The 24557-nt window shown below is 58.4% G+C and carries 24 protein-coding genes and 2 pseudogenes; 16 read left to right on the top strand and 10 right to left on the bottom strand.

Annotation, left to right across the window (positions count from 1 at the left end; all coding sequences use genetic code 11):
- The first annotated feature begins 1 nt into the window (after window position 1).
- From AC0V6Z_RS11690 to mazG, 8 genes are all read left to right on the top strand, one after another.
- The gene (locus AC0V6Z_RS11690) at window positions 2–1204 is read left to right on the top strand and encodes a D-alanyl-D-alanine carboxypeptidase family protein (protein WP_472638654.1); all 1203 of its coding nucleotides are present in this window, start codon (window positions 2–4) and stop codon (window positions 1202–1204) included.
- Complete coding sequence (gene tmk / locus AC0V6Z_RS11695; RefSeq protein ID WP_472638655.1) at window positions 1201–1851, top strand: dTMP kinase; 651 nt, start codon at window positions 1201–1203, stop codon at window positions 1849–1851. The genes AC0V6Z_RS11690 and tmk overlap by 4 nt, the downstream gene beginning before the upstream one ends.
- Window positions 1848–2810 (top strand): DNA polymerase III subunit delta', encoded by a 963-nt coding sequence (locus AC0V6Z_RS11700; protein WP_472638656.1) that lies wholly within the window; start codon window positions 1848–1850, stop codon window positions 2808–2810. The genes tmk and AC0V6Z_RS11700 overlap by 4 nt, the downstream gene beginning before the upstream one ends.
- Window positions 2803–4383 (top strand): methionine--tRNA ligase, encoded by a 1581-nt coding sequence (gene metG / locus AC0V6Z_RS11705; protein ID WP_472638657.1) that lies wholly within the window; start codon window positions 2803–2805, stop codon window positions 4381–4383. The genes AC0V6Z_RS11700 and metG overlap by 8 nt, the downstream gene beginning before the upstream one ends.
- Window positions 4383–5159, top strand: coding sequence for a TatD family hydrolase (locus AC0V6Z_RS11710; protein WP_472638658.1), 777 nt, complete (start codon window positions 4383–4385; stop codon window positions 5157–5159). The genes metG and AC0V6Z_RS11710 overlap by 1 nt, the downstream gene beginning before the upstream one ends.
- Complete coding sequence (locus AC0V6Z_RS11715) at window positions 5156–5923, top strand: MBL fold metallo-hydrolase (protein ID WP_472638659.1); 768 nt, start codon at window positions 5156–5158, stop codon at window positions 5921–5923. The genes AC0V6Z_RS11710 and AC0V6Z_RS11715 overlap by 4 nt, the downstream gene beginning before the upstream one ends.
- Window positions 5920–6090, top strand: a complete 171-nt coding sequence (locus AC0V6Z_RS11720) for a hypothetical protein (RefSeq protein ID WP_472638660.1) — start codon at window positions 5920–5922, stop codon at window positions 6088–6090. Before AC0V6Z_RS11715 ends, AC0V6Z_RS11720 begins: the two co-directional genes overlap by 4 nt.
- An 83-nt stretch (window positions 6091–6173) precedes the next feature.
- The gene (mazG, locus tag AC0V6Z_RS11725) at window positions 6174–6950 is read left to right on the top strand and encodes a nucleoside triphosphate pyrophosphohydrolase (protein WP_472638661.1); all 777 of its coding nucleotides are present in this window, start codon (window positions 6174–6176) and stop codon (window positions 6948–6950) included.
- Between the two features lie 6 nt (window positions 6951–6956).
- Here mazG and hflX read toward each other — a convergent pair whose 3' ends face one another.
- From hflX to dusB, 7 genes and pseudogenes are all read right to left on the bottom strand, one after another.
- Window positions 6957–8225 carry a GTPase HflX gene (gene hflX, locus AC0V6Z_RS11730; RefSeq protein ID WP_472638662.1) on the bottom strand — a complete coding sequence of 423 codons (1269 nt, stop codon included), beginning with the start codon at window positions 8223–8225 and terminating at the stop codon, window positions 6957–6959.
- Window positions 8226–8275: 50 nt separating this feature from the next.
- A complete protein-coding gene (hfq, locus tag AC0V6Z_RS11735; protein WP_472638663.1) occupies window positions 8276–8830 on the bottom strand; it encodes an RNA chaperone Hfq in 555 nt (184 codons plus the stop codon).
- A gap of 192 nt (window positions 8831–9022) precedes the next feature.
- Window positions 9023–10411, bottom strand: coding sequence for a nitrogen assimilation response regulator NtrX (gene ntrX, locus AC0V6Z_RS11740; protein ID WP_472638664.1), 1389 nt, complete (start codon window positions 10409–10411; stop codon window positions 9023–9025).
- Between the two features lie 146 nt (window positions 10412–10557).
- Window positions 10558–12627, bottom strand: a complete 2070-nt coding sequence (locus tag AC0V6Z_RS11745; RefSeq protein WP_486176481.1) for a sensor histidine kinase — start codon at window positions 12625–12627, stop codon at window positions 10558–10560.
- A gap of 140 nt (window positions 12628–12767) precedes the next feature.
- Window positions 12768–14181 (bottom strand): annotated as a pseudogene (locus AC0V6Z_RS11750) (sigma-54-dependent transcriptional regulator).
- Window positions 14178–15293 (bottom strand): two-component system sensor histidine kinase NtrB, encoded by a 1116-nt coding sequence (locus AC0V6Z_RS11755; protein ID WP_472638666.1) that lies wholly within the window; start codon window positions 15291–15293, stop codon window positions 14178–14180. The pseudogene AC0V6Z_RS11750 and the gene AC0V6Z_RS11755 overlap by 4 nt, the downstream one beginning before the upstream one ends.
- Window positions 15294–15295: 2 nt before the next feature.
- Window positions 15296–16312, bottom strand: a complete 1017-nt coding sequence (gene dusB / locus AC0V6Z_RS11760) for a tRNA dihydrouridine synthase DusB (RefSeq protein WP_472638667.1) — start codon at window positions 16310–16312, stop codon at window positions 15296–15298.
- A gap of 80 nt (window positions 16313–16392) precedes the next feature.
- On the opposite strand from dusB, the gene AC0V6Z_RS11765 reads away from it, so the two are divergent.
- From AC0V6Z_RS11765 to AC0V6Z_RS11775, 3 genes are read left to right on the top strand one after another with little or no spacing between them, the layout of a single operon-like run.
- On the top strand, window positions 16393–17550 hold the full coding sequence (locus tag AC0V6Z_RS11765) for a bifunctional 2-C-methyl-D-erythritol 4-phosphate cytidylyltransferase/2-C-methyl-D-erythritol 2,4-cyclodiphosphate synthase (protein ID WP_472638668.1): 1158 nt from the start codon (window positions 16393–16395) through the stop codon (window positions 17548–17550).
- Window positions 17551–17562: 12 nt separating this feature from the next.
- A complete protein-coding gene (locus AC0V6Z_RS11770) occupies window positions 17563–18135 on the top strand; it encodes a hypothetical protein (protein WP_472638669.1) in 573 nt (190 codons plus the stop codon).
- On the top strand, window positions 18132–18632 hold the full coding sequence (locus AC0V6Z_RS11775; RefSeq protein WP_472638670.1) for a CinA family protein: 501 nt from the start codon (window positions 18132–18134) through the stop codon (window positions 18630–18632). The genes AC0V6Z_RS11770 and AC0V6Z_RS11775 overlap by 4 nt, the downstream gene beginning before the upstream one ends.
- Here AC0V6Z_RS11775 and AC0V6Z_RS11780 read toward each other — a convergent pair.
- Both AC0V6Z_RS11780 and lipA read right to left on the bottom strand, forming a co-directional pair.
- Window positions 18593–19054: a type II toxin-antitoxin system RatA family toxin gene (locus AC0V6Z_RS11780; protein WP_472638671.1), complete on the bottom strand. Its 462-nt coding sequence runs from the start codon at window positions 19052–19054 to the stop codon at window positions 18593–18595. The genes AC0V6Z_RS11775 and AC0V6Z_RS11780 overlap by 40 nt on opposite strands.
- Window positions 19054–20020, bottom strand: a pseudogene (gene lipA / locus AC0V6Z_RS11785) (lipoyl synthase). Before lipA ends, AC0V6Z_RS11780 begins: the two are co-directional and overlap by 1 nt.
- 111 nt (window positions 20021–20131) lie before the next feature.
- On the opposite strand from lipA, the gene AC0V6Z_RS11790 reads away from it, so the two are divergent.
- Genes AC0V6Z_RS11790 through AC0V6Z_RS11810 form a run of 5 tightly spaced genes read left to right on the top strand, consistent with a single transcriptional unit; the run spans window position 20132 to window position 22854 of the window.
- Window positions 20132–20383 (top strand): sodium-dependent bicarbonate transport family permease, encoded by a 252-nt coding sequence (locus tag AC0V6Z_RS11790; RefSeq protein ID WP_472638672.1) that lies wholly within the window; start codon window positions 20132–20134, stop codon window positions 20381–20383.
- Window positions 20367–21125: a sodium-dependent bicarbonate transport family permease gene (locus AC0V6Z_RS11795; protein WP_472638673.1), complete on the top strand. Its 759-nt coding sequence runs from the start codon at window positions 20367–20369 to the stop codon at window positions 21123–21125. The genes AC0V6Z_RS11790 and AC0V6Z_RS11795 overlap by 17 nt, the downstream gene beginning before the upstream one ends.
- Window positions 21122–21430: a P-II family nitrogen regulator gene (locus AC0V6Z_RS11800; protein WP_472638674.1), complete on the top strand. Its 309-nt coding sequence runs from the start codon at window positions 21122–21124 to the stop codon at window positions 21428–21430. The genes AC0V6Z_RS11795 and AC0V6Z_RS11800 overlap by 4 nt, the downstream gene beginning before the upstream one ends.
- Window positions 21430–22071, top strand: a complete 642-nt coding sequence (locus AC0V6Z_RS11805; protein WP_472638675.1) for a carbonic anhydrase — start codon at window positions 21430–21432, stop codon at window positions 22069–22071. Before AC0V6Z_RS11800 ends, AC0V6Z_RS11805 begins: the two co-directional genes overlap by 1 nt.
- A 57-nt stretch (window positions 22072–22128) precedes the next feature.
- The gene (locus tag AC0V6Z_RS11810) at window positions 22129–22854 is read left to right on the top strand and encodes an NYN domain-containing protein (protein ID WP_472638676.1); all 726 of its coding nucleotides are present in this window, start codon (window positions 22129–22131) and stop codon (window positions 22852–22854) included.
- A gap of 93 nt (window positions 22855–22947) precedes the next feature.
- Here AC0V6Z_RS11810 and AC0V6Z_RS11815 read toward each other — a convergent pair whose 3' ends face one another.
- Window positions 22948–24327: a hypothetical protein gene (locus AC0V6Z_RS11815; protein WP_472638677.1), complete on the bottom strand. Its 1380-nt coding sequence runs from the start codon at window positions 24325–24327 to the stop codon at window positions 22948–22950.
- Window positions 24328–24557: the final 230 nt, after the last annotated feature.

The following is a 24557-nucleotide window of genomic DNA, read 5'->3' on the forward strand; positions in this document are numbered from 1 at the left end:
TGTGGTTATAGCTGCGCTGGTGAGTGTCAGCGTCCCAAATTTGCAAGCTAAAGCCCGGATCGCGGCGGCTTTTCTAGCCGTACTATGCGCCCCGAGCGCTGTGTTCGGGCAAAGCGCGCTTTTACCTGCGGTTCCAACCGACAGCGAAGCGCCAATAGCGCTGTTGGTGGATATCACCAGCGGGCAGGTCCTCCATGCGCGCGACGAAAACCGCCGCTTTGTTCCCGCATCTATGACCAAGGCGATGACCACCTTTCTCGCCTTTGAACTGATGGAGGAGGGGGTGCTCCAGCCAGATAAGGTTTTCACCATTCGCCCAGAGACTTGGCGTGAGTGGAACGGCAAGGGTTCGACCATGTGGCTGCCCGCTGATGCGCGCATTCGGGTCGATGAATTGTTGACCGGGATCACGACGGTCTCGGCCAATGATGGCTCCATCGTTTTGGCAGAGGGGCACGCGGGATCGGTTGCCGCCTGGACGACGCTGATGAATGAAAAGGCGCTGTCGATCGGGATGACGAACAGCCGCTTTGGCACGCCCAATGGCTGGCCGGATGAGGGCAAGACCTTCACGACAGCGCGTGATCTGGTGACACTGGGCGCGGCGCTGACATCGCAGCATCCGCAGAAACACGCGCGTTTCATTGGCCGCAGACAGTTCACCTATAATGGCATAACGCAAAGCAATCGCGATCCCTTGGTCGGGTCGTTTGAAGGCGGGGACGGGATCAAGACCGGCTACACCAACGAATCCGGCTTTGGCTTTCTCGGCACAGCCAAACGTGATGGTCAGCGGCTCGTAATGGTGATTGGCGGAGTCAGCAGCCAAAGCGGGCGGGCGCGGCTAGCCAAGAGCTATCTCGAATGGGGTTTTTCCGCGTTCGACAGCCGCCGCGTTGTTGGCGGCGATAAGCAGGTCGGATTTGCGCGGGTGCAAAATGGCACAAGCCGCCGGGTCGCTCTGGTCACGGACGGTCCAGTGTTCGTGAACGTGCCGAAAGGTCAATCGCCAGAGGTTTCGGTGGCGATTACCTATGACGGGCCGCTGCGCGCGCCTATCGCCGCTGGTGAGCAGGTGGCGAGCCTACAGATTTCGGTCGAAGGTATGGAGCCTGCCAATGTGCCCTTACTTGCAAAAGAAGACGTGGCCGAGGCTGGCGTGTTTGACCGGTTGATCAATGGGTTAACGGGGTGGTTGCCATGAGCGGCGGTGTTGGAAACGGCCGCTTCATAGCCTTTGAAGGCGGCGAAGGGGCGGGCAAATCAACTCAGGCGCGAATGCTCGCCGAAACCTTGGGGGCGCGCGGGATCGAAGCGGTCCTAACCCGCGAACCGGGCGGTACGTCGGGGGCAGAGGCCATCCGCAATCTGCTGCTCGATCCACCTGGAGAGGGCTGGGGCGCTGAGGCAGAGGCGCTGTTGTTCGCCGCCGCGCGCGCAGACCATGTCGCCCGCGTAATCCGCCCAGCGGTGGAGCGCGGCGCATGGGTGATTTGCGACCGATTTGTCGATTCAAGCCGCGCCTATCAGGGCGGGGCAGGACATGTCGGCGATGAGGCGGTGCAAGAACTCCACCAAATCGGCAGCGGCGGCTTGCGCCCAGACCTCACCATCCTGGTTGAAATTGACGAGGCGCGCATGTTGGAACGCTTGGCCGAGCGGGACGGCAATGCAAGCGACGCGATTGGCGGGCGCAGCCGCGACTATCACCGCGCTGTGGCAGATGCGTTTCGCGCTCTCGCGGTAAGCGACCCCAGCGGATTTGCAGTGATCGACGGCGACGGCTCACCCGAAGACGTTCAAACCCGTGTCCTCGCGGCTCTTCAGCCATTGCTGAGCGCTTCTGCATGAATTGGCCCAATCATGATGGCCCGTGGCGGCAATGGCGCGATGCCTTGACCAGCGAGCGGATGCACCATGGCTGGCTGCTTGCGGGAAAAAGCGGGCTTGGCAAACATGACTTCGCATTGGCCGCCGCGCGCGAGCTCGTCGATGAAACGGGCGTGCCGCAGCCTGCGGGCGAGCATCCGGATATCATCACGCTCAGTCACCTGCCCAAGGACGATAAGGAAGAGAAGAAGCGCGAGGAAGGCAAGCCCTACCAAACCAAGCGCAACATCTCTGTCGCGCAGATCCGCGCTATGCAAAAGCGGCTGAACACTCGGCCAACATTGGGATCCCGGCGCGCAATCATCGTCGATCCGGCGGATGATATGGAGACCTCGGCTTCCAACGCTCTGCTCAAAAGCCTAGAGGAACCGCCGCAGGGCACGTTTTTCCTGCTCGTGACGCACCGTCCATCGCGGCTTTTGCCGACCATCCGTTCGCGCTGCCGCATCATGCGCTTTCCTGTGCTGAACGCTCGCCAGATGGAGGAAATGCTCAGCCAGCAATCAGGAGAGACCAATCCGGCGGCATTGGAGGCGGCGCGGCTCGCCAGTGGCGGCTCCTACGGCGCAGCATTGCGTTTTATGGACCAAGACCTCGCACCGATTGCGGCCAGCATTGGCGGATTGCTGCGTGAAGGCGACCCGCAGTTTACGGGGCGGGGCGAGCTTGCGCGCTTGATTGGTGGCCGCCCAGACCGCGAACGATTGCAATCGGTGCTTGAGTTGGCGCAGGCCATCACTGCGCAAGCGGCACGCACCGCCGATCCGGTTCAGCGCTTGGCTCTGATCGACGCGCACGGAGAACTCGTCGCTCTCGCGGGACAGGCGCCGACCTTCAACTATGACGCCGGCCTTCTGGCGATGGAGATCGGAACCTTGCTTGTCTCCGCCTCCGGCGCTAGCGCACGCCCCAATGTCTGAACCTCAAAACACCGATCCGTTTTACGTCACCACCGCGATCAGCTATCCCAATGGGCGGCCGCATATTGGCCATGCCTATGAGGCGATTGCTGCCGATGTAATCGCGCGTTTCCAGCGCTTGCAGGGGCGCGATGTGCGGTTCCAAACGGGCACGGACGAGCATGGTCTCAAAATGGCGCGCAAGGCCGAGGAGCAAGGCCGTACCGCGCGCGAGCTTGCGGATGAAATGTCCGGCTATTTCCAGGACATGTGCGACGCGCTGAATGTGAAATATGATCGTTTTATCCGCACGGTTGAAGACGATCATCACCGCGCGAGCCAAGCCATTTGGCAGGCGATGGAGGCCAAGGGCGACCTTTACCTCGACCGCTATGAAGGATGGTATTCGGTCCGCGACGAGGCCTATTACGACGAAAGCGAGCTGAAAGAGGGCGAGGGGGGCGAAAAGCTATCTCCCCAAGGCACTCCCGTCGAATGGACCGTTGAGGAAAGCTGGTTTTTCCGCCTGTCGAAATATCAGGACCAACTGCTTGATCTGCTGCGTACGCCGGGCTTTTTGGAGCCTGCAAGCTGGCGCAATGAAATGATCGCATTTGTCGAAGGCGGCCTGCGCGATCTCTCCGTCAGCCGCACCAGCTTTAATTGGGGCGTGAAAGTGCCCGGTTCAGACAATCATGTGATGTATGTCTGGGTCGATGCGCTCACCAATTATCTTACCGGGCTCGGCTATCCGGATAAGACCGGCGATTATGCAAAGTACTGGCCCGCCGATCTGCACCTGATCGGCAAAGATATTGTCCGCTTCCATACGATCTATTGGCCTGCGTTCCTGATGAGCGCTGACCTGCCGACGCCTAAGCGGGTGTTTGGCCACGGCTTTTTGCTGGCTCGCGGCGGCGAGAAGATGAGTAAGAGTGCAGGGAACGTCGTCGATCCGATTGAATTGGCTGAGACTTTCGGTGTGGAGCCGCTGCGCTATTTTCTGCTGCGCGAGGTCGCCTTTGGCCAGGATGGCAGCTATTCACCCGAGGCGATTGTGAACCGCGCCAATGCGGAACTCGCCAATTCCTTCGGCAATCTGGCACAGCGAACGCTTTCCATGATCGCGAAGAATATGGATGGGGCGTTGGAGAATGTCGCTCTCACTCAGGCTGATGAGGCGCTGCTGTCGCAGGTGAGGGCAGCGGCCACGGATGGCTTGCCAAATGCGTTCCATGATCTGGCGTTCTCGGTCGGTATCGAAGAGTGGATCAAGGCAGTTTACGCCTGCAATCAATATGTTGATGACCAAGCACCATGGACTCTGCGCAAGACGGACCCAGAGCGGATGAAGGCCGTGCTGCTCACATTGTTCATGGCGCTGCGCGATCTGGGCATTGCGATCCAAGCTGTCGTCCCGGAAAAGGCCGCTGCGCTGCTCGATCAGCTGGGTATTCCAGCGGATGAGCGCGCCTATGCAAACCTGAGCGATACACACTGGTATATGCGCCTTGTTGAAAGCGGCTTTACCGTGGGCAAGCCCACGCCGATTTTCCCGCGGCTCGAACTGCCAGAGGGTGAGGGGGCCGAATAATGCTCGTCGATAGCCATTGCCACCTTGAATATAAGGGCGTGATTGAGGACCAGCAGGGCGTCCTGGAGCGTGCGCGCGGCGCCGGAATTGGCGCTTTTCTCAACATCTCGACCAAAAAAAGCGAATGGGATCAGGTGGTTGGTACCGCCAATCGTGAGGCGGACGTATTCGCCAGCGTCGGCATCCATCCGCACGAGGCGGACAAGCATGGTGATCTAACCCGTGCAGAATTACTCGCCGCGACGGACAACCCCAATGTCATCGGCATCGGGGAAACGGGCCTCGATTACTATTACGAGCATTCCGACCGCGAGACGCAAAAGCGCTTGTTCCGCATGCATATCGATGTCGCGCGCGAGGTTCAGTTGCCGGTGATCATTCACACTCGCGATGCGGAAGAAGATACGTTGGAAATCCTCGCGGACGAGATGGAGAAGGGCGCGTTTCCGGCACTGATCCATTGCTTCACAGCCTCGGCGGAGTTTGGGCAGAAGGTGCTCGATCTGGGCCTGTCGATCTCGATCTCCGGCATCGTAACATTCAAGAACGCCAAGGACTTACAGGCCGTGGTTAAGGATGTGCCGTCGGACCGCTTGCTGGTTGAAACAGACAGCCCATTTCTGGCGCCAGTACCGCATCGTGGACGCTCATGCGAGCCAGCTTTCGTCGCCGACACTGCGCGGTTTGTGGCGGAGCTGAGAGGCCAAGAACTCTCAGAATTGGCGGCGCAAACCACCGCGAATTTCAAACAATTGTTCAGCAAGGCGACACTGTGAAGGTCATCATGCTTGGATCGGGGACCTCGACTGGTGTTCCGCGAATTGGCGATGATTGGGGCGATTGCGACCCGAATGAGCCGAAAAACCGGCGCACTCGTGTCTCGATTGTGGTTGAGAGCAATGATGGATCGCGCGTGTTGGTCGACACCTCCACTGATCTGCGCGCGCAATTGCTGGCGAACAAGATTGGCAAAGTCGATGCGGTGTTCTGGACCCACGATCATGCCGATCACTGTCACGGGATCGATGATCTGCGTGTGATGCGCTATGGCCGGGCCGCGCCGATACCGGGCTTTGCCGGCGAAGACACCGCGCGGCAGCTGCGCCAACGCTTTGGCTATGTGTTTGCTGGGCAAGAAGGTTATCCAACCATCGCGAAGCTGGAAACGCTGGATAACATCCGAATGGCGGCAGGTTTTGGCGTGGAATGGTGCCAGATGGAGCACGGGCCTGGCGAAACCACCGGTTATCGGTTTGAAGCGGACGGTAAATCAATCGCTTACGCAACGGACTTTAGCGCGATCTCGGATGAAATGGTTGAGCTGTATGAAGACGTCGATATCCTGGTGAGTGATTGTTTGCGGCGCGATCCGCATCCAACGCATGCCAATCTGGCGATGGCATTGGAGCTGGCCGAGCGTTGCGGCGCGAAGAAATTGGTGCTGAGCCATCTTGATAAGAGCATGGATTATCAGACGCTGGTTGATGAGACGCCGGATCATGTGGTGGTCGGCTATGATGGATTGGAGCTTGTCGCATGAGTGAAATGGCGGTTCTACAGATTGTTTCGGCGATCGGTTGGCTGGTCTTGGTTGGCAGCGCTTATGCGTCTTACCAAAAGGACTGGGGTAAGACGGCGCAGCAGGCGCTGACATGGGTCGCGATCTTTGGTGGAGCGTTTCTGTTGGTGAGTCTAATCCGAGGTTGAGGGGCATCTGAGGGCACTGGCAAGCGTTCCTTGATTTAACATAATATATATTATCAATCTTACATTACGGAATAGCGGGTCCCATGAGCGATACTCCCCCATCCAGCCAAATCGACCGATTGCTCGGGATAATGGCGCGGTTGCGCGATCCAGAGACCGGCTGTGAATGGGATGTCGCGCAAACCTTCAAGACAATCGCGCCGTACACGATCGAGGAAGCCTACGAAGTTGCCGATGCAATTGAGCGTGCGGATACGGACGAGCTGCGCGGTGAACTTGGCGATTTGCTGCTCCAGGTCGTGTTTCATGCGCGCATGGCGGAGGAAGACGGCGAGTTTGCCTTTGAGGATGTCGCGCGGTCCATTTCCGACAAGATGGAAGCCCGTCATCCGCATATCTTTGGCGGCGAAGACGGAACCATGGGGGAAACCCGCTGGGAGAACCTGAAAGAAGCCGAACGTAGCGAAAAAGGCGAAACGAGCGCGATGGACGGCGTTGCTTTGGCGCTGCCAGCGCTGATGCGGGCGCAAAAACTGCAAAAGCGCGCCGCGCGCACTGGTTTTGACTGGCCAGACACCGCTGGACCTGCGGCGAAGGTAAACGAGGAAATGCAAGAGCTTGAGGCTGCATCCTCCGATATTCACAAGGCCGAAGAAGCTGGTGATCTACTGTTCGCGGCGGTGAATTACGTCCGCGCGCATGGGATCAGCGCTGAAGATGCCCTGCGTGCGGCCAATGCCAAGTTTGAGCGGCGGTTTCGCAGCATGGAAGCGCTGAGCGAAGGTGCATTTGCTGAGCTGTCGCTCGATGAGCAAGAGCAGCTGTGGCAACGGGTAAAACGGAACGAAACGTCCGATTAAACCGCTCTAAAGCGTCTCGTACTGCCCCAATTCCTTGGGATTGAGCCGTACCGTCAACGCTCTTAAGGGGCCGGTGTCCCCTTCCCCAGCATCGCTTTCATCCACCACATCGCCATGCGCATGCAGCCAAGCGATCCGCCGTCCATCACTGGCAGGCAATGTCACGGTGATGACTTGCGCCTTGGACGTCAGCATATCGGCGACGATGGTGAGGAGCTCTTCGACGCCTTCGCCGTTAATCGCTGAAATCACTGCGCAATCATCATGCGCCTCGGCGGTTGTGCGCAGCTCCCCGGCGCGCTCTGGCTCTGCCAGATCAATCTTGTTCCAAACCTCCAGAATCGGAATATCGCTGGCGCCCGTGATCGGCTCAACCACGCCTAGCTCGCCGAGTACGTCCATCACCTGTTTCTTTTGAGCCTGATGGGCGGGATTGGCCATATCGCGCACATGCAGGATGATGTCTGCGCCGGTAACCTCTTCCAAGGTGGCGCGGAATGCCGCGACCAACTGCGTCGGTAGGTCAGAGATGAAGCCGACCGTGTCTGACAGAATCGCCTTTTCCACACCGGGCATGCTGATTGCGCGCATGGTCGGATCAAGCGTGGCGAACAAAAAGTCTTCCGCCATCACCTCTGCGCCGGTCAAGCGATTGAAAAGCGTGGATTTCCCGGCGTTGGTATAGCCGACGAGCGCGATGATGGGCCACGGCGCCCTTCCCCGCCGGTCGCGGTGCAATTGCCGTGTCTTGCGCACTTGCTCCAGCTCGCGTCGCAATCGGCCCATGCGCTGGCGGATCATCCGCCTATCGGCCTCAATCTGGGTCTCACCCGGACCGCCGAGGAAGCCGAAACCGCCGCGTTGCCGCTCCAGGTGGGTCCAGCTGCGCACCAGTCGGCTCTGCTGATAGTCCAAATGGGCAAGCTCAACCTGCAGGCGGCCTTCCGCCGTTGCCGCGCGCTCGCCAAAGATTTCAAGGATCAAACCCGTGCGGTCGATCACCTTGCGTTTGAGTCGATCCTCAAGATTGCGCTGTTGGATCGGCGTCAGAGCGCCATCAACCACAACCAATTCCGCCTCGTGCAGCTCACACCAAGCGGCGATATTCTGCACCTGACCAGAGCCAAACAACGTGTTCGGTTGCATCTGGCGAATGGGCAGGATCTCGGAATGGGCGATCACCACACCAATCGCTAGCGCGAGGCCTTGCGCCTCTTCGAGCCGTTCCGGCGCGTCGAGATCGTATTTGAGCGTGCGGATATCCGGGCATAGCACCAGGGCCCGCGCCCCGCGGGTTACCTCATCCTGCAGATCATCATCAAAGCTCAGCTGTCGAACTCTTCGCCATCATCGCTGAGATCAATCGGCCCGGCGGGCTGAATGGTTGAAACAGCGTGCTTATAGGCCAATTGCACGGCACCATCACGTTCCAGCAGCATGCAGAACAGATCGTAGGATGCGATGCGGCCTTGCAGCATCACGCCGTTTACCAGGAACATGGTGACCTGCACCTCAGCCTCGCTCACGCGGCTGAGGAAGATATCCTGCAGCAGACGCTGTCGCTTATTCCCGGCACGGATCTGAAACTGATCGGCGTCCATATCCTGGCCCGGCATGATCGTAGAGATTGCGTGCTTATAGACCAATTGCGATTGCCCATCACGGCGCAGCAGGATGGAGAAATTGTCAAACCACGTGACAATACCCTGCAGTTTTACGCCCTTGACCAGAAACATCGTCACAGGAATCTTGTTCTTGCGCAGCATGTTAAGGAACACATCTTGTAGATTGGCCTGCTTGCCATCTTTTGCCGCTGCTTTGCCTGCTGGCTCAGCCGGTTCGCTGCGGGGGCGTGGGGAGAGAGTTCGCCCATCGGACATTTTTATGCTCCTATTGTTTTTGGCGGCCGGTTTGTCCGGTCCGCAATCTGGCCGGGGGATAGCCCACCCATCCCTCATGCCGTTTCACCGATAACATGGCGATTGCTTTGCCTTGGGGCAATGGCTGAATTTTATGCAAGTTTCGTGTTAATCGGCGCGAGTGGCCGGTTGGACGAAAAAAGCCTGGAAGTTCTAGCCTTTGCGCGCGGTTTCGCGCCGTTCGGCCATGCCGAGCAGCTTCAGCTTGCGGTGCAAGGCAGAGCGTTCCATCCCGATAAAAGTTGCCGTTTTTGAGATATTTCCGGAAAAACGCCTGATCTGAATGGTCAGATATTCGCGCTCGAAACTTTCGCGCGCCTCGCGCAGCGGAACGCCCATCATGGCTGAGAAGCCCTGACCGGAGGCGGAAAGCTTTCCGCCTGTGATTTCCGAAGGCAGCATGTCTGTTTCGACCACCGTTAGCTTTTCACGCGGTGTCATGATGATGGTGCGTTCTACAACATTGCGCAATTGGCGAACATTGCCGGGCCAATCATAGGCCTGAAGCGCGCCCATTGCCTCTTCAGAGATTTGCGGCGGCGCGATCCCTTGATCGGTCGAATAGCGGGTGAAGAAATGCTCCGCTAGCGCGGGTATATCGTCGCGTCGCTCTGCCAGAGACGGAATGGTGATCGGCACCACGTTGAGGCGGTAGAACAGGTCTTCGCGAAACCGTTTCTCTTCCATTTCAAGCGCAAGATCGCGCGAACTGGCAGACACAACGCGCACATCCACGCCGATTTGGCGCGTGCCCCCTACCCTCACGAAGCTTTGTTCCGTGAGGACGCGCAAAATGCGCGCCTGGGTAGACATCGGCATGTCGGCGATCTCATCGAGGAACAGAGTTCCGCCGTCGGCCAACTCGAGCAGGCCGGGTTGAACCAGCTTGCCGTTGGATTCCTCGCCAAACAATTCGCGCTCAAAGCGCTCTGACGTGATGCGGGCAGAATTGACCGTGACAAAGGCGCTTTCTGCGCGCGGGCTCCAGGAATGAAGCAGGCGCGCGGCGACCTCTTTCCCCGCTCCTGCAGGGCCGGAAATCAGCACCCTGCTGCCAGTATTGGCAACCCGTTTCAGGGTCGCGCGAACCGTGTTGATGGCGGAAGAATTGCCCGTGAACTCTGCGCCCTCTGCTGTGCCTTCGCGCAGCCGTGAATTTTCGCGGCGCAGACGTTCGGTCTCGGTCGCGCGCTCGACCAGCAGCAGCAAGCGTTCGGCCTCAAATGGCTTCTCAATGAAGTCCATTGCCCCGCGGCTGACCGCGGATACGGCGGTGTCGATATTGCCGTGGCCAGAGAAGATGATGACTGGCAGATCAGGCTCTCGCAATTTGATTGCATCGAGCAATTCCAACCCGTCCATCTCGCTGCCATGCAGCCAGACATCGAGCAAAATCAGGCTTGGGCGGCGCTCATCAATGGCGGCCAGCGCGCCGGTGCTGTCGGCGGCGGTGCGGCATTCATAACCTTCATCGCCGAGCACTCCGGCGACCAGCTCGCGAATATCACGTTCATCATCAACAACCAGGATTTCAATAGCCATTGTTGGCTTCTCCCTGCGGTATTTGTGGGGGCATTTGGGGGGACGGGATTGGGGCGATTTGCACGGGCATTATGCAGGCTCGCTTTCGGTCACCTGCGGATCGCGCGCAAAGCGCAATTGCACGCGGGTGCCGCCGCTGGGTGCGCTTAGGCAAAGCTCATATCGCCGCCATGCTCGTCGACGATCTTATTGACGATCGCGAGGCCCAGGCCAGTGCCCTTCTCGCGGGTGGTCATATAGGGTTCGGTGATACGTTCGCGCTCTTGCGGCAGGCCAATGCCATTGTCCTCTACCGTGATCGTGAAGGTTGCCTCATCGCTGGCCAGTTCAACCGTCACCTGACCTTGGAAATCGGGGCCTGCATCGGTTCTGCGTGTTTCCACTGCTTCCACCGCATTCTTCAGGATGTTTGTCATGGCCTGGCCAACCTGATGCCGGTCGCAACTGAGGGTCTTATGCAAAATATCTTCGCGCATCAGTTGATCATAGTTGAGTTGAAAGTTGACCCATGGGTGGGCAACATCCTGCAAAAACAGCGACTGTCGCACCAGGTCGAGCGCGTCTTCATTGCGAAACACCGGCTTTGGCAGGCGCGCAAAGGATGAAAATTCATCGACCATTTTGCGCAGGTCGCCCACTTGGCGCACGATTGTGCTGGTCAACTCGTCAAACAGCTCACCATCGTTCTCTATCTGCTTACGATAGCGGCGTTTTAGCCGTTCGGTCGCGAGTTGAATGGGTGTGAGCGGGTTCTTGATCTCATGGGCGATGCGGCGCGCAACATCGGACCAAGCGGCCTGACGTTGATCGAGCAGTTGGCGAGTAATGTCTTCAAATGTGATCACATGGCCGCGCATCCCGGGCGCAATTTTGACGGCCAGCGTCAGCAGCTCTGATCCTTTGGCATGGGTGACCAGGCCGCGTTCTTTACCTTCGCGCAGGATTGCGCAGATCTCTGGCGATAGTTCTGACATCGAACTGCCAGTCAAATCGGTGTCCGTGTCGTCGGCGAGCAGGGCCTGCGCTGAATTGTTCATCAGCATCACGCGGCTCTCATCGTCGACGGAAATGACGCCTGCGCTCACTGATTCCAGCACCGCCTCGGTGAACATCCGCCGATCATCAATCTGGCGATTGGCGTTCATCAGATCGTCGGTCTGCTTTTCCAGCTGCGATGTCATCCTGTTGAACGCGCGGTTCAGCAGGCCGATCTCATCCGCTCCGGTACGCCCTTCCACCCTAAGTGCGAAGTTGCCCTGCCCCACTTTGCGAGCGGCGCCGACCAGATCAGTCAATGGCTCAACCTGACGGTCGGCAAAGCGCAGCGCGAACCAGATGGCGAGGCCCACCAGCAGCAGGCTGACCACCACGAGTGCGAGGTTGAACCGCAATTGCAGAGTGCGTGCGTCCGCTGTCAGCGCATTATAGCTGGCGGCAACAGATTGCGCCTTCTCCCAGTAAACAAAGGAATCTTCCTCGGATGTCCGGGCGTTGTAGAGGTAGATGCCGCTATCGCGGTCGATCGGTGCAAGCGCCACAATCCGCTCAGGACTGCCTTGCACGACCACAAATTCACCTGCGTCGAGCCGCGACAACACCTCTTGGCTGAAGGCGAGCGGGCTGTTGTCCTCCATCAGATTCATGATGGCCGCTGTTCTCAGCGTGTTGTCATCAAGCCTTTGCAACACTGCGCTCTCGGAGATCTCGCGGGCCTGCGCCTGATAGGCGTAGCGGTCGGCGAAGCCATCGTCGGCGATAGAAATGCGCTCAAGGATGAAGCGCATATCGCTGGCCATGGCGATGGTTTCTTCTTCAACGTCGCGTTGGTTTTGGTCGTAGTAATTCTGCGCCAACTCATTGGCGTTGCGCATCAGGCCTCTGGAATCGTCGCTGAACCAGAAATCGACGCCCGATTGGAACAGGAATGCGGCAAAACCTGATACGAGCAGCGTCGGTATCGCCGCGATCAGCGAGAAGAAGAACACGAGGCGGACGTGCAGGCGCGCAGTGCTGCCTGCGGCGCGCCTCAGCGCAAGCCGCCTGCCGATTAAGACCAGCAGAGCCATCGCCGGAACCAATGTCGCCATCAACAGCAGCGAAACCTGCAAGCTGGGAAGCAGTTCGTCTTCTTGAGGGGCGCTGGAATAGGCGAACCATGTGGCCCACAAAGCAACGATTAGAGTGATTGCCGAGAGAGCTTCGAGCCAAGCGAACATATTGGCACGCCGCGAACGAACGACGAGCCGCCGCCACCAGCGCGGGGAGCGCTGAATTGATGTTGCTATCGCCGTATCCATCGTTGCGACTTTACAACGCCAGTGTTGCTCAATTGCAAGGCTAAACTGTGGCGATTGCGTTAAAGCGGTCTTGTAAAGCGGTCAGGTTCAATCTCAAGATCACCGATGCGCTTGCGCAAAGTGTTGCGATTGATCCCCAACAACTTTGACGCGCGCAGTTGATTGCCGCCTGTTTCAGCCAACGCATGTTCGATCAATGGCTTTTCAAAAGCGGCCAAGGCGCTGTGATAGAGCGCGCCGTTTTGCGGATTATTCTCCGCCAGCCATTGCTCCAGTGCGCCAGCAAATCCGCTCGGTGCGCCCTCCCCGCCCGGCTGTGTCTCCGCACCGATAATGTCAGTCAGGCTCGCGCTGTCGATCAGGTCATCGCGCGCCATCAACGCCAGTCGGTAGACAACATTGCGCAGCTCACGGACATTGCCGCGCCAATTGCGCGCCTGCAGCATTTCAACCGCCTCTGGAGCCAATTGCCGTCGTGGCAGGCCATCTTCGCCCGCCTGAGCGAGGAAATGCTGGGACAATACCTCGATGTCTTCACGTCTCTCCCGCAAAGGCGGGAGCTCAATCGGCACCACGTTGAGCCGGTAGAACAGGTCTTCGCGGAAGTTCCCAGCGGCGATCATAGGGGCAAGGTCGCGGTTGGTCGCAGCGATAATGCGAACGTCGACCGCGATTTCCTGCCGTCCGCCAACGCGGCGTATCTGGCCCGATTGGAGTGCGCGCAGCAGGCGGGTTTGCGCCTCTGCCGGCATGTCGCCAATCTCGTCCAGAAACAGGGTGCCACCATTGGCCTGCTCGAATTTACCAATGGCCTGAGCGATCGCGCCGGTGAAAGCGCCCCTTTCATGCCCGAACAGCTCGCTTTCAATGAGGTCGGCCGGGATCGCGCCAGCGTTCACTGCAACAAACGGCCCTGTGCGGCGCGAGCCAAGCTCATGGATCGCCTCGGCGACCAATTCCTTGCCCGTTCCGCTTTCGCCGGTGACCAGTACGGTGAGATCATTGCGCAGGACGCGCGTGATCATCCGGTACACGCCCTGCATTGCCTGGCTGCGCCCGACCAGAGGCATGCCATCGCCTTCCATTTCTGGCGCGGCGGCGGTCTTGCTGCGTTGGTCGCGCGGCCTGACGCACGGCCTGAACCAGCTCGTCCAGGTCGAATGGCTTGGGGAAGTATTCAAACGCCTCGCTGTCGCTCGCCCGCACGGCGGTATCGAGGGTGTTTTGCGCCGAAAGTACGATCACTGGCATGTCCGGCGCACGCGATTTTACTTCGTGCATGGAGGCAAGCCCGTCGCCATCCTCCAGCATCACGTCGGTGCACATCACCAGGTATTCGCCCGCATCAAGCAGCCGGTTCCGGTCCGCTATGCTGGCACAGCGATCAATCTGAAAGCCTTCGTCTTCCAGCGCCGCGATAATGACAGTGGCGATCGCCCCATCATCTTCGACCAACAGGACTTTGCCGCTCATGCCGCCGCTCCCTTCGCGCCAGGTTTGACCTGGCGCAGATGCATGCGGAAATGGGTCAATCCGGCGCGGGCATCGCGCTCATGACCGATCCGGCCCTGCATATCACGCACTAGCTTGCGCACGAGGGCAAGGCCCAGCCCCTGCCCGGATTTCTTGGAAGAAACGAAGGGTTCAAACACGTGATCACGCAGAGCCTCATCAATGCCTGGTCCGCTGTCGCTGACGGTGATCTCAATCGGCAGGCGGACCGCGCGGCCCATGCGGATAGCATTAAAGGCAAGGCCGCTCACAAACCGCGTCTGAACGATGATGCGAGGGTTTTCATGATCCTGCGCAGCATCGCGGGCATTGGAGATCAGATTGATGAGCACCTGCTCTAGGGTGTCTTGATTGGCCAGCACCGGCGGCAAAGAGGGATCGAACTCTTCGATGATCTCCACCCCATTGCTGCCCGCGGCGCGCACGGTGGCAATGGCAGATCGGATCGCTTCATGCGGGTTACAGGGCGCCACCGGGTCCGATTGTTTGCTGCCCAATTGCTGCATCCGATCGATCAGGCGCGCAATCCGGTCCACTTCGTCGGTAATCATCCGGGCTAGCGATTTGTCTGCATGCGGCAGTTTGCGCGCGGCGAGCTGCCCTGCCCCGCGAATGGCAGCGAGAGGGTTCTTGATCTCATGCGCCAGGATCGCTGGTCCGCCCAGTGTCGCTTCGCTCTGCTCGTCGCGGCCAGTGTCGTCACGCGCGCTTTCCGACAGTGTGATGACCCGCCAGCCAGGATGCTGTGTCAACGGCGAAATCGTCAGGTTCACGCGCTTTTCTGCGCGGTTAACACGCAAGGTCACGTCGCGCGCAACAACCGCCTCCTGCGAGGTGCGGATATGGTTGAGCACGCGCGTATCGAGCAATTCGGCAACCGCACGCACGGAGCGTCCGACCAGTCGCTTTGCGCTTTGTCCCAGTAGGTTTTCAGCCGCGTGATTGACCTCTGCAATGCGCGCATCGGGATCGACCAGGACGACCGCAAAGATCAATCCGCCGATCTGCGAGGCAGCATCGGGCTTGCTGCTATGGTCTGTGACGGGGTCTTGGGAAGGCTGCGTGCCCGCCATGTTCATGCCGCTCTGCGCCGCAGGAACGGCTCGTAAAAGCGCTCAATCTCGCCCAGTACCTGCTTGGGGTCATCGATGAAATTGGCCTTGTTCCGGAACTCCGCTGAGCCGTGCATCCCCTTGGTGTACCAACCGATATGCTTGCGCGCGACCTTGCTACCAACCTCGCTGCCGTAATGGTCGAGCATGCGTTCATAGTGCTCAACAAGTGTCTCATATTGTTCGTCAAAGCTGGGGCTGTCGAGCGCTTCACCGGTCTTCCACCAATGCATCACTTGGCCCAGCAGCCACGGCTTCCCGTATGCACCGCGGCCAATCATCAACCCGTCTGCCCCGGACTGCTCAAGCGCGGTCGCGGCATCATCGATGGTGCAAATGTCGCCATTGACGATGACAGGAATGGAGACGGCATCTTTCACCTTGCGGATGAAAGACCAATCGGCGCTGCCCTTGTACATCTGATTGCGAGTGCGCCCGTGAACGGTGATCATCTTCACCCCGAGATCCTCGGCAATCCGAGCCATTTCCGGGGCGTTGAGGCTATCGTGATCCCAGCCCATTCGCATCTTCACGGTCACCGGCACATCGACAGCTTTGACCGTGGCCTCCATCAGCTTCGTTGCCAGCGGCACTTCACGCATCAGCGCGCTGCCCGCCATACCATTGGTGACTTTGCGCACGGGGCAGCCGAAATTGATGTCGATAATGGACGCGCCGCGATCTTCGTTGAGTTTCGCCGACTCCCCCATGCTTTCCGGGTCGCATCCGACCAACTGCATGGAAACGGGCTCTTCAATCGGATCCCAGGCTGCCTTTTGGATGGATTGGCGGGTTTCGCGGATCGCCGCTTGGCTAGCGATCATCTCGGTCACATTCAGGCCAGAGCCATAGCGCCGGACTAGTGTGCGGAATGGCATATCGGTGACGCCGGTCATTGGCGCGAGCAGCACTGGGCTGTCGATCTGGACGGGGCCGATTTGAATGGGCTTAAGGGCCGGAGGAGGTGGAAGCGCGGTCATATTCGTAATTGTGCCTAAAATTTGGGCAGCGCATAGTGGATTGCGCAAAATCCGTCCAGACCTTAAGCGCGCTGGACCGTATGAGTGATGAATCCGCCCTCCCCCAATTTGCTGCGATTGTTGTTGCCGCTGGCAAGGGCCTGCGCGCGGGCGGCGAATTGCCGAAACAGTTTCGCAGGTTTCGCGGAAAACCACTGATCCGGCATTCGGTTGAGGTTTTGGCCGCCGCGGGGGCCGAACCAATCGTTGCAGTCCTGGCCGATGGCACGCGCGACATGGCAGAAGAGGCGCTAAGCGGCATTGGCGGGATCGAATTCGTCGGCGGAGGTGCCACTCGGCAGGAATCGGTCGCCAATGGGCTGGAGGCGCTGGCTGCGACGTCGCCGCAGACCGTGCTGATCCATGATGCCGCGCGCCCCGACCTGCCCAGCGAGGTGATCCGCCGCCTGCTAGAGGCGCTGCAGACCCATCCGGGCGCCATTCCGGCGCTGCCTGTGGTTGATAGCCTCGCGTTGGCAGGCGATGGTGATGTGATGGTAGGCAAAGCGGATCGTGAGGCCTTGCGGCGGGTGCAAACCCCGCAAGCGTTCCGCTATGCCAATATCCTCGCCGCGCACCGAGAATGGAATGGCGAGAGAACCGCGGGCGACGATGCGCAAGTCCTGACAGAGCATGGTGGCAGCATCGCTTTGATTCACGGCGATGAACGGCTCAAAAAGATCACATTTGCAGAGGATTTCATGACCGCACATTCGGCACCATTCAGGGTAGGTCAGGGTTTTGATGTCCATCGTCTGGTCGAAGGCGAGGAATTATGGCTGTGCGGCGTACAAATACCCCATGACAAAGGATTATCCGGCCACAGCGACGCCGATGTCGCTTTGCATGCGATCACCGATGCTGTTCTCGGCGCGATTGGTGACGGGGATATTGGCACGCATTTCCCACCCAGCGACCCGCAATGGGCCGGAGCGCGCTCTGCGCAGTTTCTGGAACATGCGGTTAAATTGGCGGCGGAGGCGGGCTTTGCGCTTGGCAATATTGACCTCACCCTCATTTGCGAGGCACCCAAGATTGGCCCGCACCGCCCGGCCATGCGAGCAGCGGTGAGTGCGATGACTGGCCTGGAAGAAAACGCCATTAGTATCAAAGCAACCACGACCGAGAGGCTGGGCTTTACCGGACGCGGCGAAGGTATAGCGGCGCAGGCCATCATCAGCCTGTATGCGAGCGCTTAGAAGGACAAACATATGAAACGCACATTCACCAAAGCTGCCGCATTTGCGCTGGCCAGCGGGGCATTGATGCAGGCTCAGGTTGTGCAGGCTCAGGCGCAAGCCGCCTGCATCGATCAAGCGGACCTCAGCGATGCTGCGATTTACGCAATGCCACTCGTCAGCCAGGCGCTCGATCGGACCTGCGCAAATGAACTGTCGCCTGATGGTTTTTGGGCCACTGAAGGCGCCGCCTTCACGGCGAAGTTTGCTGGCCTGCAAGAACGCAGCTGGCCCGGCATGTCACGGATATTCGGTGTGTTTATGGAAAAGTCGATGGTGAAAGAAAGCGGTGATGCGAACCCATTGACCGGAATTCTCAACTCGAATGATCCAGAGGGCATGAGTGTTTTTCGACCTCTGATTGATGCCGTTTTGGTTGAGCAGATTGCGGGATCAATCAAAACGGCGGACTGCAAAAAAGTTGAGCGCGGCATGTCTCTGGTTGCGCCTTTGCCGCCGGAAAACATCGGCGCGCTGGTCGGCTTTATTGCCGATATGGCTGACCTCAAAGAACCCGATGTCTGCCCATATACGGGTGACGAATGACCAACAGCCTGCTGCCCGATGATATCACCGCGCTGGCGCAGCGTGTTGTCGATGAGAACAAGGCCGCTGGCCGCGTCCTGTCGCTCGCTGAAAGCTGTACCGGCGGGCTGGTGGCCGCGGCGCTTACGGAGATTCCCGGCTCGTCTACGGTGCTCGATCGCGGTTTTGTGACCTATTCGAACGAGGCCAAGATGGAATCGCTCGATGTGGCGCAGGATATCATCGAAACCTTTGGCGCGGTTTCCATCGCCTGCGTTTGGGCCATGGCTCAGGGCGCATTGAAAAATTCCAACGCGGATTGCGCAGTCGCGATCAGCGGCGTTGCCGACCCGGGCGGCGGAACCCAGTTAAAGCCGGTTGGAACGGTCGTATTCGCGCGCGCTATCCGCAATTCGGATGGTGAGCCAGAGGGCGAGTTAAAACACTTTGATGTGAAAGATCGTGCCGCGATCCGCCATCAGGCGGCGCTGGTTGCGCTGGAGCTGCTGCTGCCGTAAAGCGCGGCTGCGCGCTGTTCAAAAGCCTCCACCATGCGGCGAAATGCGCGGTCAAAATACTGTCCAGCTATCGCCTCGAACATACGGTTTTTAAAGGTGAAATCGACAGAGAAATCGATCTCGCAGCCGCCATCGTCCAGCGCGCGGAATGCCCAGGTGTTGTCGAGGTCTTTAAGCGGGCCGTCCATGTAATGCACATCGATCAGCCTCGCGCGCTCCTTGTGAACGCGCGAGGTAAAACTCTCGCGCAGGCTTTTGAACCCGACCACCATATCGGCGACCATTTCAGTTTCGCTGTCGGATCGCACCCGGGTGGCGATAACCCAGGGCAGAAACTCACGATATCGGCCTACATCCGCGACCAGATCAAACATCTGCTCCGCGCTGTATGGTAATCTGCGAGTTTCGCGAATTCCCGGCATCAGATTTTGAGCGTATCCGCTTGCCGTGCAGCCTGCTTTGCAAATTTTGCTGCCCTTGCCGCCTTCATTTCAGCGAAATCTTCGCCAGCGTGATAGCTGGAGCGGGTCAGCGGGGTGGAGGCAACCTGCAAGAAACCCTTCGCCCGCGCGATTGAGCCATAGGCGCCAAACGCCTTCGGCGTGACGAATTCCTCAACCGCGGCATGTTTCGGCGTGGGTTGGAGGTATTGACCCATGGTCATGAAGTCCACATCCGCGCTGCGCATGTCGTCCATCACCTGGTGCACTTCGAGACGCTGCTCACCCAGCCCCAGCATGATGCCGGATTTGGTGAAGATCATTGGATCGTGGGACTTGACCTCTTCAAGCAGGCGCAGCGAGGCGTAATAGCGCGCGCCGGGGCGAATGGTCGGGTACAGGCGCGGCACAGTCTCGAGGTTGTGGTTGTAAACATCGGGGCTGAGCGGCACAAATTGCCTCCACCGCCGGGCGCATTTTACCGCGGAAATCAGGGGTGAGGATTTCAATCGTGGTGTCCGGCGTGGTCCGGCGCAAAGCCTCGATCACCTTCACAAACTGTGATGCACCGCCATCGGGCAAATCATCGCGGTCGACGCTGGTGATGACGATATGTTCAAGCCCCATCTCGGCAGCGGCAATCGCGGTATGCTCTGGCTCCATCGGGTCGACCGCGCGCGGCATCCCGGTTTTCACATTGCAGAACGCGCAGGCGCGCGTGCACACATCACCCAGGATCATGACGGTTGCGTGCTTCTTGCTCCAGCATTCGCCGATATTGGGGCACGCGGCCTCTTCACACACGGTATTGAGGTTAAGCTCCCGCATCATGCGGCGCGTCTCTTGATACCCCTCGCTCACAGGCGCGCGAACACGGATCCAATCCGGTTTGCGCTGGCGCGGTGGGCGTTCTGGGGTCTTGCCGGGTGTGTTCGCTAGGTCGTTCATGCCTGCCCACTTAGGCAATGCAATGCGCCTTCGCAATGGTCCGAAATGCCTGTGTATGGCCAATGCAACCTGGCTTGTGAGAATTGCATGTCGCCTCTAGGCCGTAGCGTCATGGATGCAGCCACTCTCCAGACGTTTACTTCGCCCGTCGTGCTGTTCTTTGTGCTCGGATTGCTTGCTGCTTTTGCGCGCTCCGACCTCGCCATTCCAGAGGCGATTGCCAAGGGTATGTCGCTCTATCTGATGGCGGCCATTGGCCTAAAGGGCGGCGTTGCTGTCTCCAAATCCGGGATCGATCTCGACCGTCTTGATCGCCTTGGCCCTGGGTATTGCGGCCAGTTTCCTGATGCCTTTCATCGCTAATATCGCGCTGAAAGGGTTTGCAAAGCTGGACCGGATCAATGCCGGTGCAGTCGCGGCGCATTATGGCTCTGTCAGTGTGGTCACGTTTGTGACAGCGGTTGAGATATTTGAGGCGCAGGGGAAACCGCCGGGCGGCTATATGGTCGCGGTGATGGCGGCGATGGAAACGCCGGCGATCCTCACTGGCCTGCTGCTGGCACGCGGGCTGGGATCGAAAGACGGCCAGAAGACTAGCGACATGCTGCACGAGGTGTTCTTCAACGCATCGGTTGTCTTGCTGCTTGGCGCCTTTGCGATTGGTATGATTGCGGGTGCTGAAGGTTTTGGCGATGTCGCGCCGTTTTTTGAAGCTGGATTTAAGGGTGTGCTTTGCCTGTTTCTACTCGACATGGGTCTGATCGCGGCGCGGCGGATGATGGATGCCCGCGCAATTACGTGGAGGCTGGCGGTGATTGCGATTGGCCTACCGCTGTTCAATGGTTCGATTGGCACAGCTGTGGCCGCCGTCTGCGGGCTCGATGTTGGCTCGGCTGCGGCGCTTGGCGTGCTTTGTGCCAGTGCCAGCTACATCGCGGTGCCAGCCGCCATGCGGCTTGCCCTGCCAGAGGCAGATCCTGGCATTTACCTCACTATGTCGCTGTCAATCACTTTCCCGTTTAACATCCTGATCAATATCGGCTTGATTAGCATTATGGCGAGCGCTCTAACAGGTGATCCGGGCAGCGTAGGAGCAATTCCATGATTGAAACGGTCATTCGCAAACGGATTGAAATCCTCACTGATACCGCACTGGCCAAACGCGTGACCGATGCGGTTGATAAGGCTGGTATAACCGGTTGGACCGTTATCCCGGTCAGCTCTGGCAAGGGGCGAGAGGGGCGCTGGCGTGAAGAGCGTGTGATGGGCACAGATAAGGTCTTTGTTTTGACAATTGCGGCTGAGGAAAAGGCGCAGGCCCTTGCCGAAGACCTCGCCCCGGAGCTGACTAAATACGGCTTCCTCCTCTCTATGTGGGATGTAGAAGTTATTCGAGGGGAGCGTTTCTGATGCCTGAATTTGCTGAATTACTCGAAGGCTATAAGCGCTTTCGCAAAGACATTTATCCACGCCAACAGGCCCGGTTTGACCAAACCGTCGCCGAGGGTCAGCATCCCAAGTTGATGATTATTAGCTGTTCAGACAGCCGGGTCGATCCAGCGCAGATTTTTGACGTGGATCCCGGCGATATCTTCGTATTGCGCAATGTCGCTGCGCTTGTCCCGCCATTTGAAAAGGCCACCGCCCAACCCGAAGCGCCAGCCGCAATCGAGTTCGCAGTCAGAATGCTCGAAGTGAAGCAGGTTGTTGTGATGGGGCATGGCAAATGTGGCGGCTGTAAGGCCGCACTCGCGCATTCTTTTGACAACACAGAGCCGGGCAATGGAGGCTTGCTGTCGGGTTGGCTGGAGCATCTTAGCGAACCGGCCGAAGCGGTTGACCGAGCGTTGGGCCGTGAAGGGGAAGGCGCGGAATATGCGATGGAACTCGCGGCGGTCCGGCAAAGTCTTGCCAACCTGCGGTCGTATCCATTCGTCAAAGAAGCCGAGGACGCCGGACAATTGAAATTGCGCGGTGCACACTTCACCATTCCCGATGGCGTATTGCATTCGCTGGACGAGGAAACGGGCGATTTTGAAGCGCTCGCGTAAACAGCAAAGCGGATTCAGCGCTTGTGCGCTTTGCGTCCGGCCGCCATTTATGCGTGCATGTCTAATACAGAACTGAAAAACATCGCTCTGCTGATTGATGCAGACAACACCACGCCGCAGGGCATTGACCCTGTGCTGACCGTTATGGCCGAACTGGGCCAGGTCAACATTCGCCGCGCCTATGGCAATTTCGCCAAGGATAACCTTGCGCGCTGGGACAAGATCACCAACAAATTTGGCATCCGTCCGCAACAGCAATTTGACGTGTCAAAAGGCAAAAATGCGACCGATATGGCGATGACGATCGATGCGATCGATCTGCTCAATCAGGGTAAGGTTGATGGCTTTGGCATCATGACCTCTGACAGCGATTTTACCCCGCTGGTCACGCGCCTACGCCAGGATGGCATCCTTGTTTACGGCTTTGGCGAGGCGAAGACGCCCGAGGCGTTTAAATCGGTTTGCACCCGCTTCATCGATATCAAACAGCTGATCGACACCTATGCCGCCGACAAATCGGGTGACAGCAAGCCAGCCGACACGAAGGCTGGCGAACCGCTCGACGACGACCTGTTGGAATTGATTACCGCGGCCTATTCCGAGGCGTCACGTGATGAGGAAGGTTTTGCGCGGCTACAGCAGGTTGGACAAATTGCGGGCAACCGCTCCAGCTTTGATGTGCGAAATTACGGCTTTAAGAGCCTTAGCGAGCTGTTTTCCTCACTCGATAGTTTCAAGGTGAAGCGCCAGGACAAGCAGGTCTATGTGAAGCGCTTGCGCTAGCGGCACGGCAAATCCAGGCCATTTACTCCAAACAAATGGGGCGCCGGGATTTCTCCCAGCGCCCCATTTCTGCGTTGATAATCCTGCGCGGGACTAACCGCCCGTAGCGGGCGCCTCAAGCGTGTCCGCTGGAGCAGCAGTTGCAGCAGCAGGTGCAGGTGACGATTTCTGACCAGCATAGGCGGCCCACAATTGAGCGATCGGCTTGCGCTGGCCTTGAACCTTGGCGAAGCTTTCCTTCGCTGCCTCGTACTGGCCGAGACCAGCTTGTGCGATGCCGAGGCGGGTTAGCGTTTCCGCCGTATCAACTCCGGGCATACCCAGCGTCTTTTGGAAGAACTCAGCGGCCTTGGCGTGCTCACCATAGCTCAGAAACGTGTCGCCAGCGGCTTTGACCGTACGCAAACCAGCACCTGCGGCGCGGGCGTCACGCTCAAGCGCAGGTAAATCAGAACGGTCTGATGCAATCCGGTTCTTGGCGATTTCAAACGAGTCGGCGACATAAATATCGTCGCGGCTCACAACGCCACTGGAGTAACCTTCCTCAATAAGGTCAGCCACTTCCTTTGGCAGCAAGCGGGCATCCGCCGCTTCGATATATTCAATGTAATCCTGCTTGTTCTGGAGCGATTTCACCTTGTGCCCCAACCGCATAAGGTCAAGCATCTCGCCGCCTTGATAATCGCTCAGATTACGGGTTAGGTTAATCGCATCGCGCCAGCTGGTTTCAGACGGATAATCGGCAATCCAAGCCGTTGCGATATCATAAACTTCCGGAACGATTTCATTGTTATAGGCCACAGTCAGGCCGCGACGATACCACTGCTCTTGAACCGCCTCGCCAGCCGCTTTTTTGTTGGCGATCGCATTGTTGAGATAAGCCAGGCCGTCGCGGTAGCTTTCTTCGGAGAAAAAGCTCTCGGCCATGGCGATCTGTAAGTCAGCTTTGGTGACTGTGTCTGTGGTGAAATTGTTGTCGATGGCTGCCTGCAGGTAAGTCCTGGCTTCGGCAAACTGGCTTTGGGCATTCCTCAATTGATAGGCGATGAAATTGAAGCGTCCGACATTTGCTGCTTCGACTTTGCCGCTAGCCAGCATCATTTCCATGCCCTGGATCTGCAGCGAACGATCGGTCGTTTTTGCACCTGCATTATAAATCAAACCGCCAGCGGCGATTTGCTCGTCGGGCGACACAGACACAGATGCCAAGGAAACCAGTTGAGGTTTGAGCGCGGCAATGTCAGTGCCTTCTGTATTCACTTGGGCGTTGAGAGGCTGATAGGCCGCGATAAATGCCTCAGAATACTGCGCCTTCTCTTCTTTCTTTTTCTTCTTTTTCTTTTTGTCCTGCGCATAGGCAGTGTCCGCGAACGCGGTCGTACCGACTATGGCGGTGCCCGTTGCCAGAGCAATCGCGAGTGCGAAGTGTGATCCGGTCTTTTTACGAGCGCTGCCCATGTTAAAAATCCGCATGTGGTCTCTCCTGAAACAATTTAGGGTGAAGCGCGTGCTATCGCGCTGATGATTCATCTCTGACCAACGCCATTAACGCAGGCGGGCAGATTTGCAATTCTGGCTTAGCTCATGGCGCCTGAATGGCCTTTGAATGGTTCTTTACTTGCGCCGAAATGAGACGCGCTTGCCTCCCCGTGCCTCTTACCAGTGTCAGGTGTGGAAAACCGGGCGTTTGGGCCTGCTTGTTG

Source organism: Erythrobacter sp. SN6-5, from assembly GCF_057364945.1.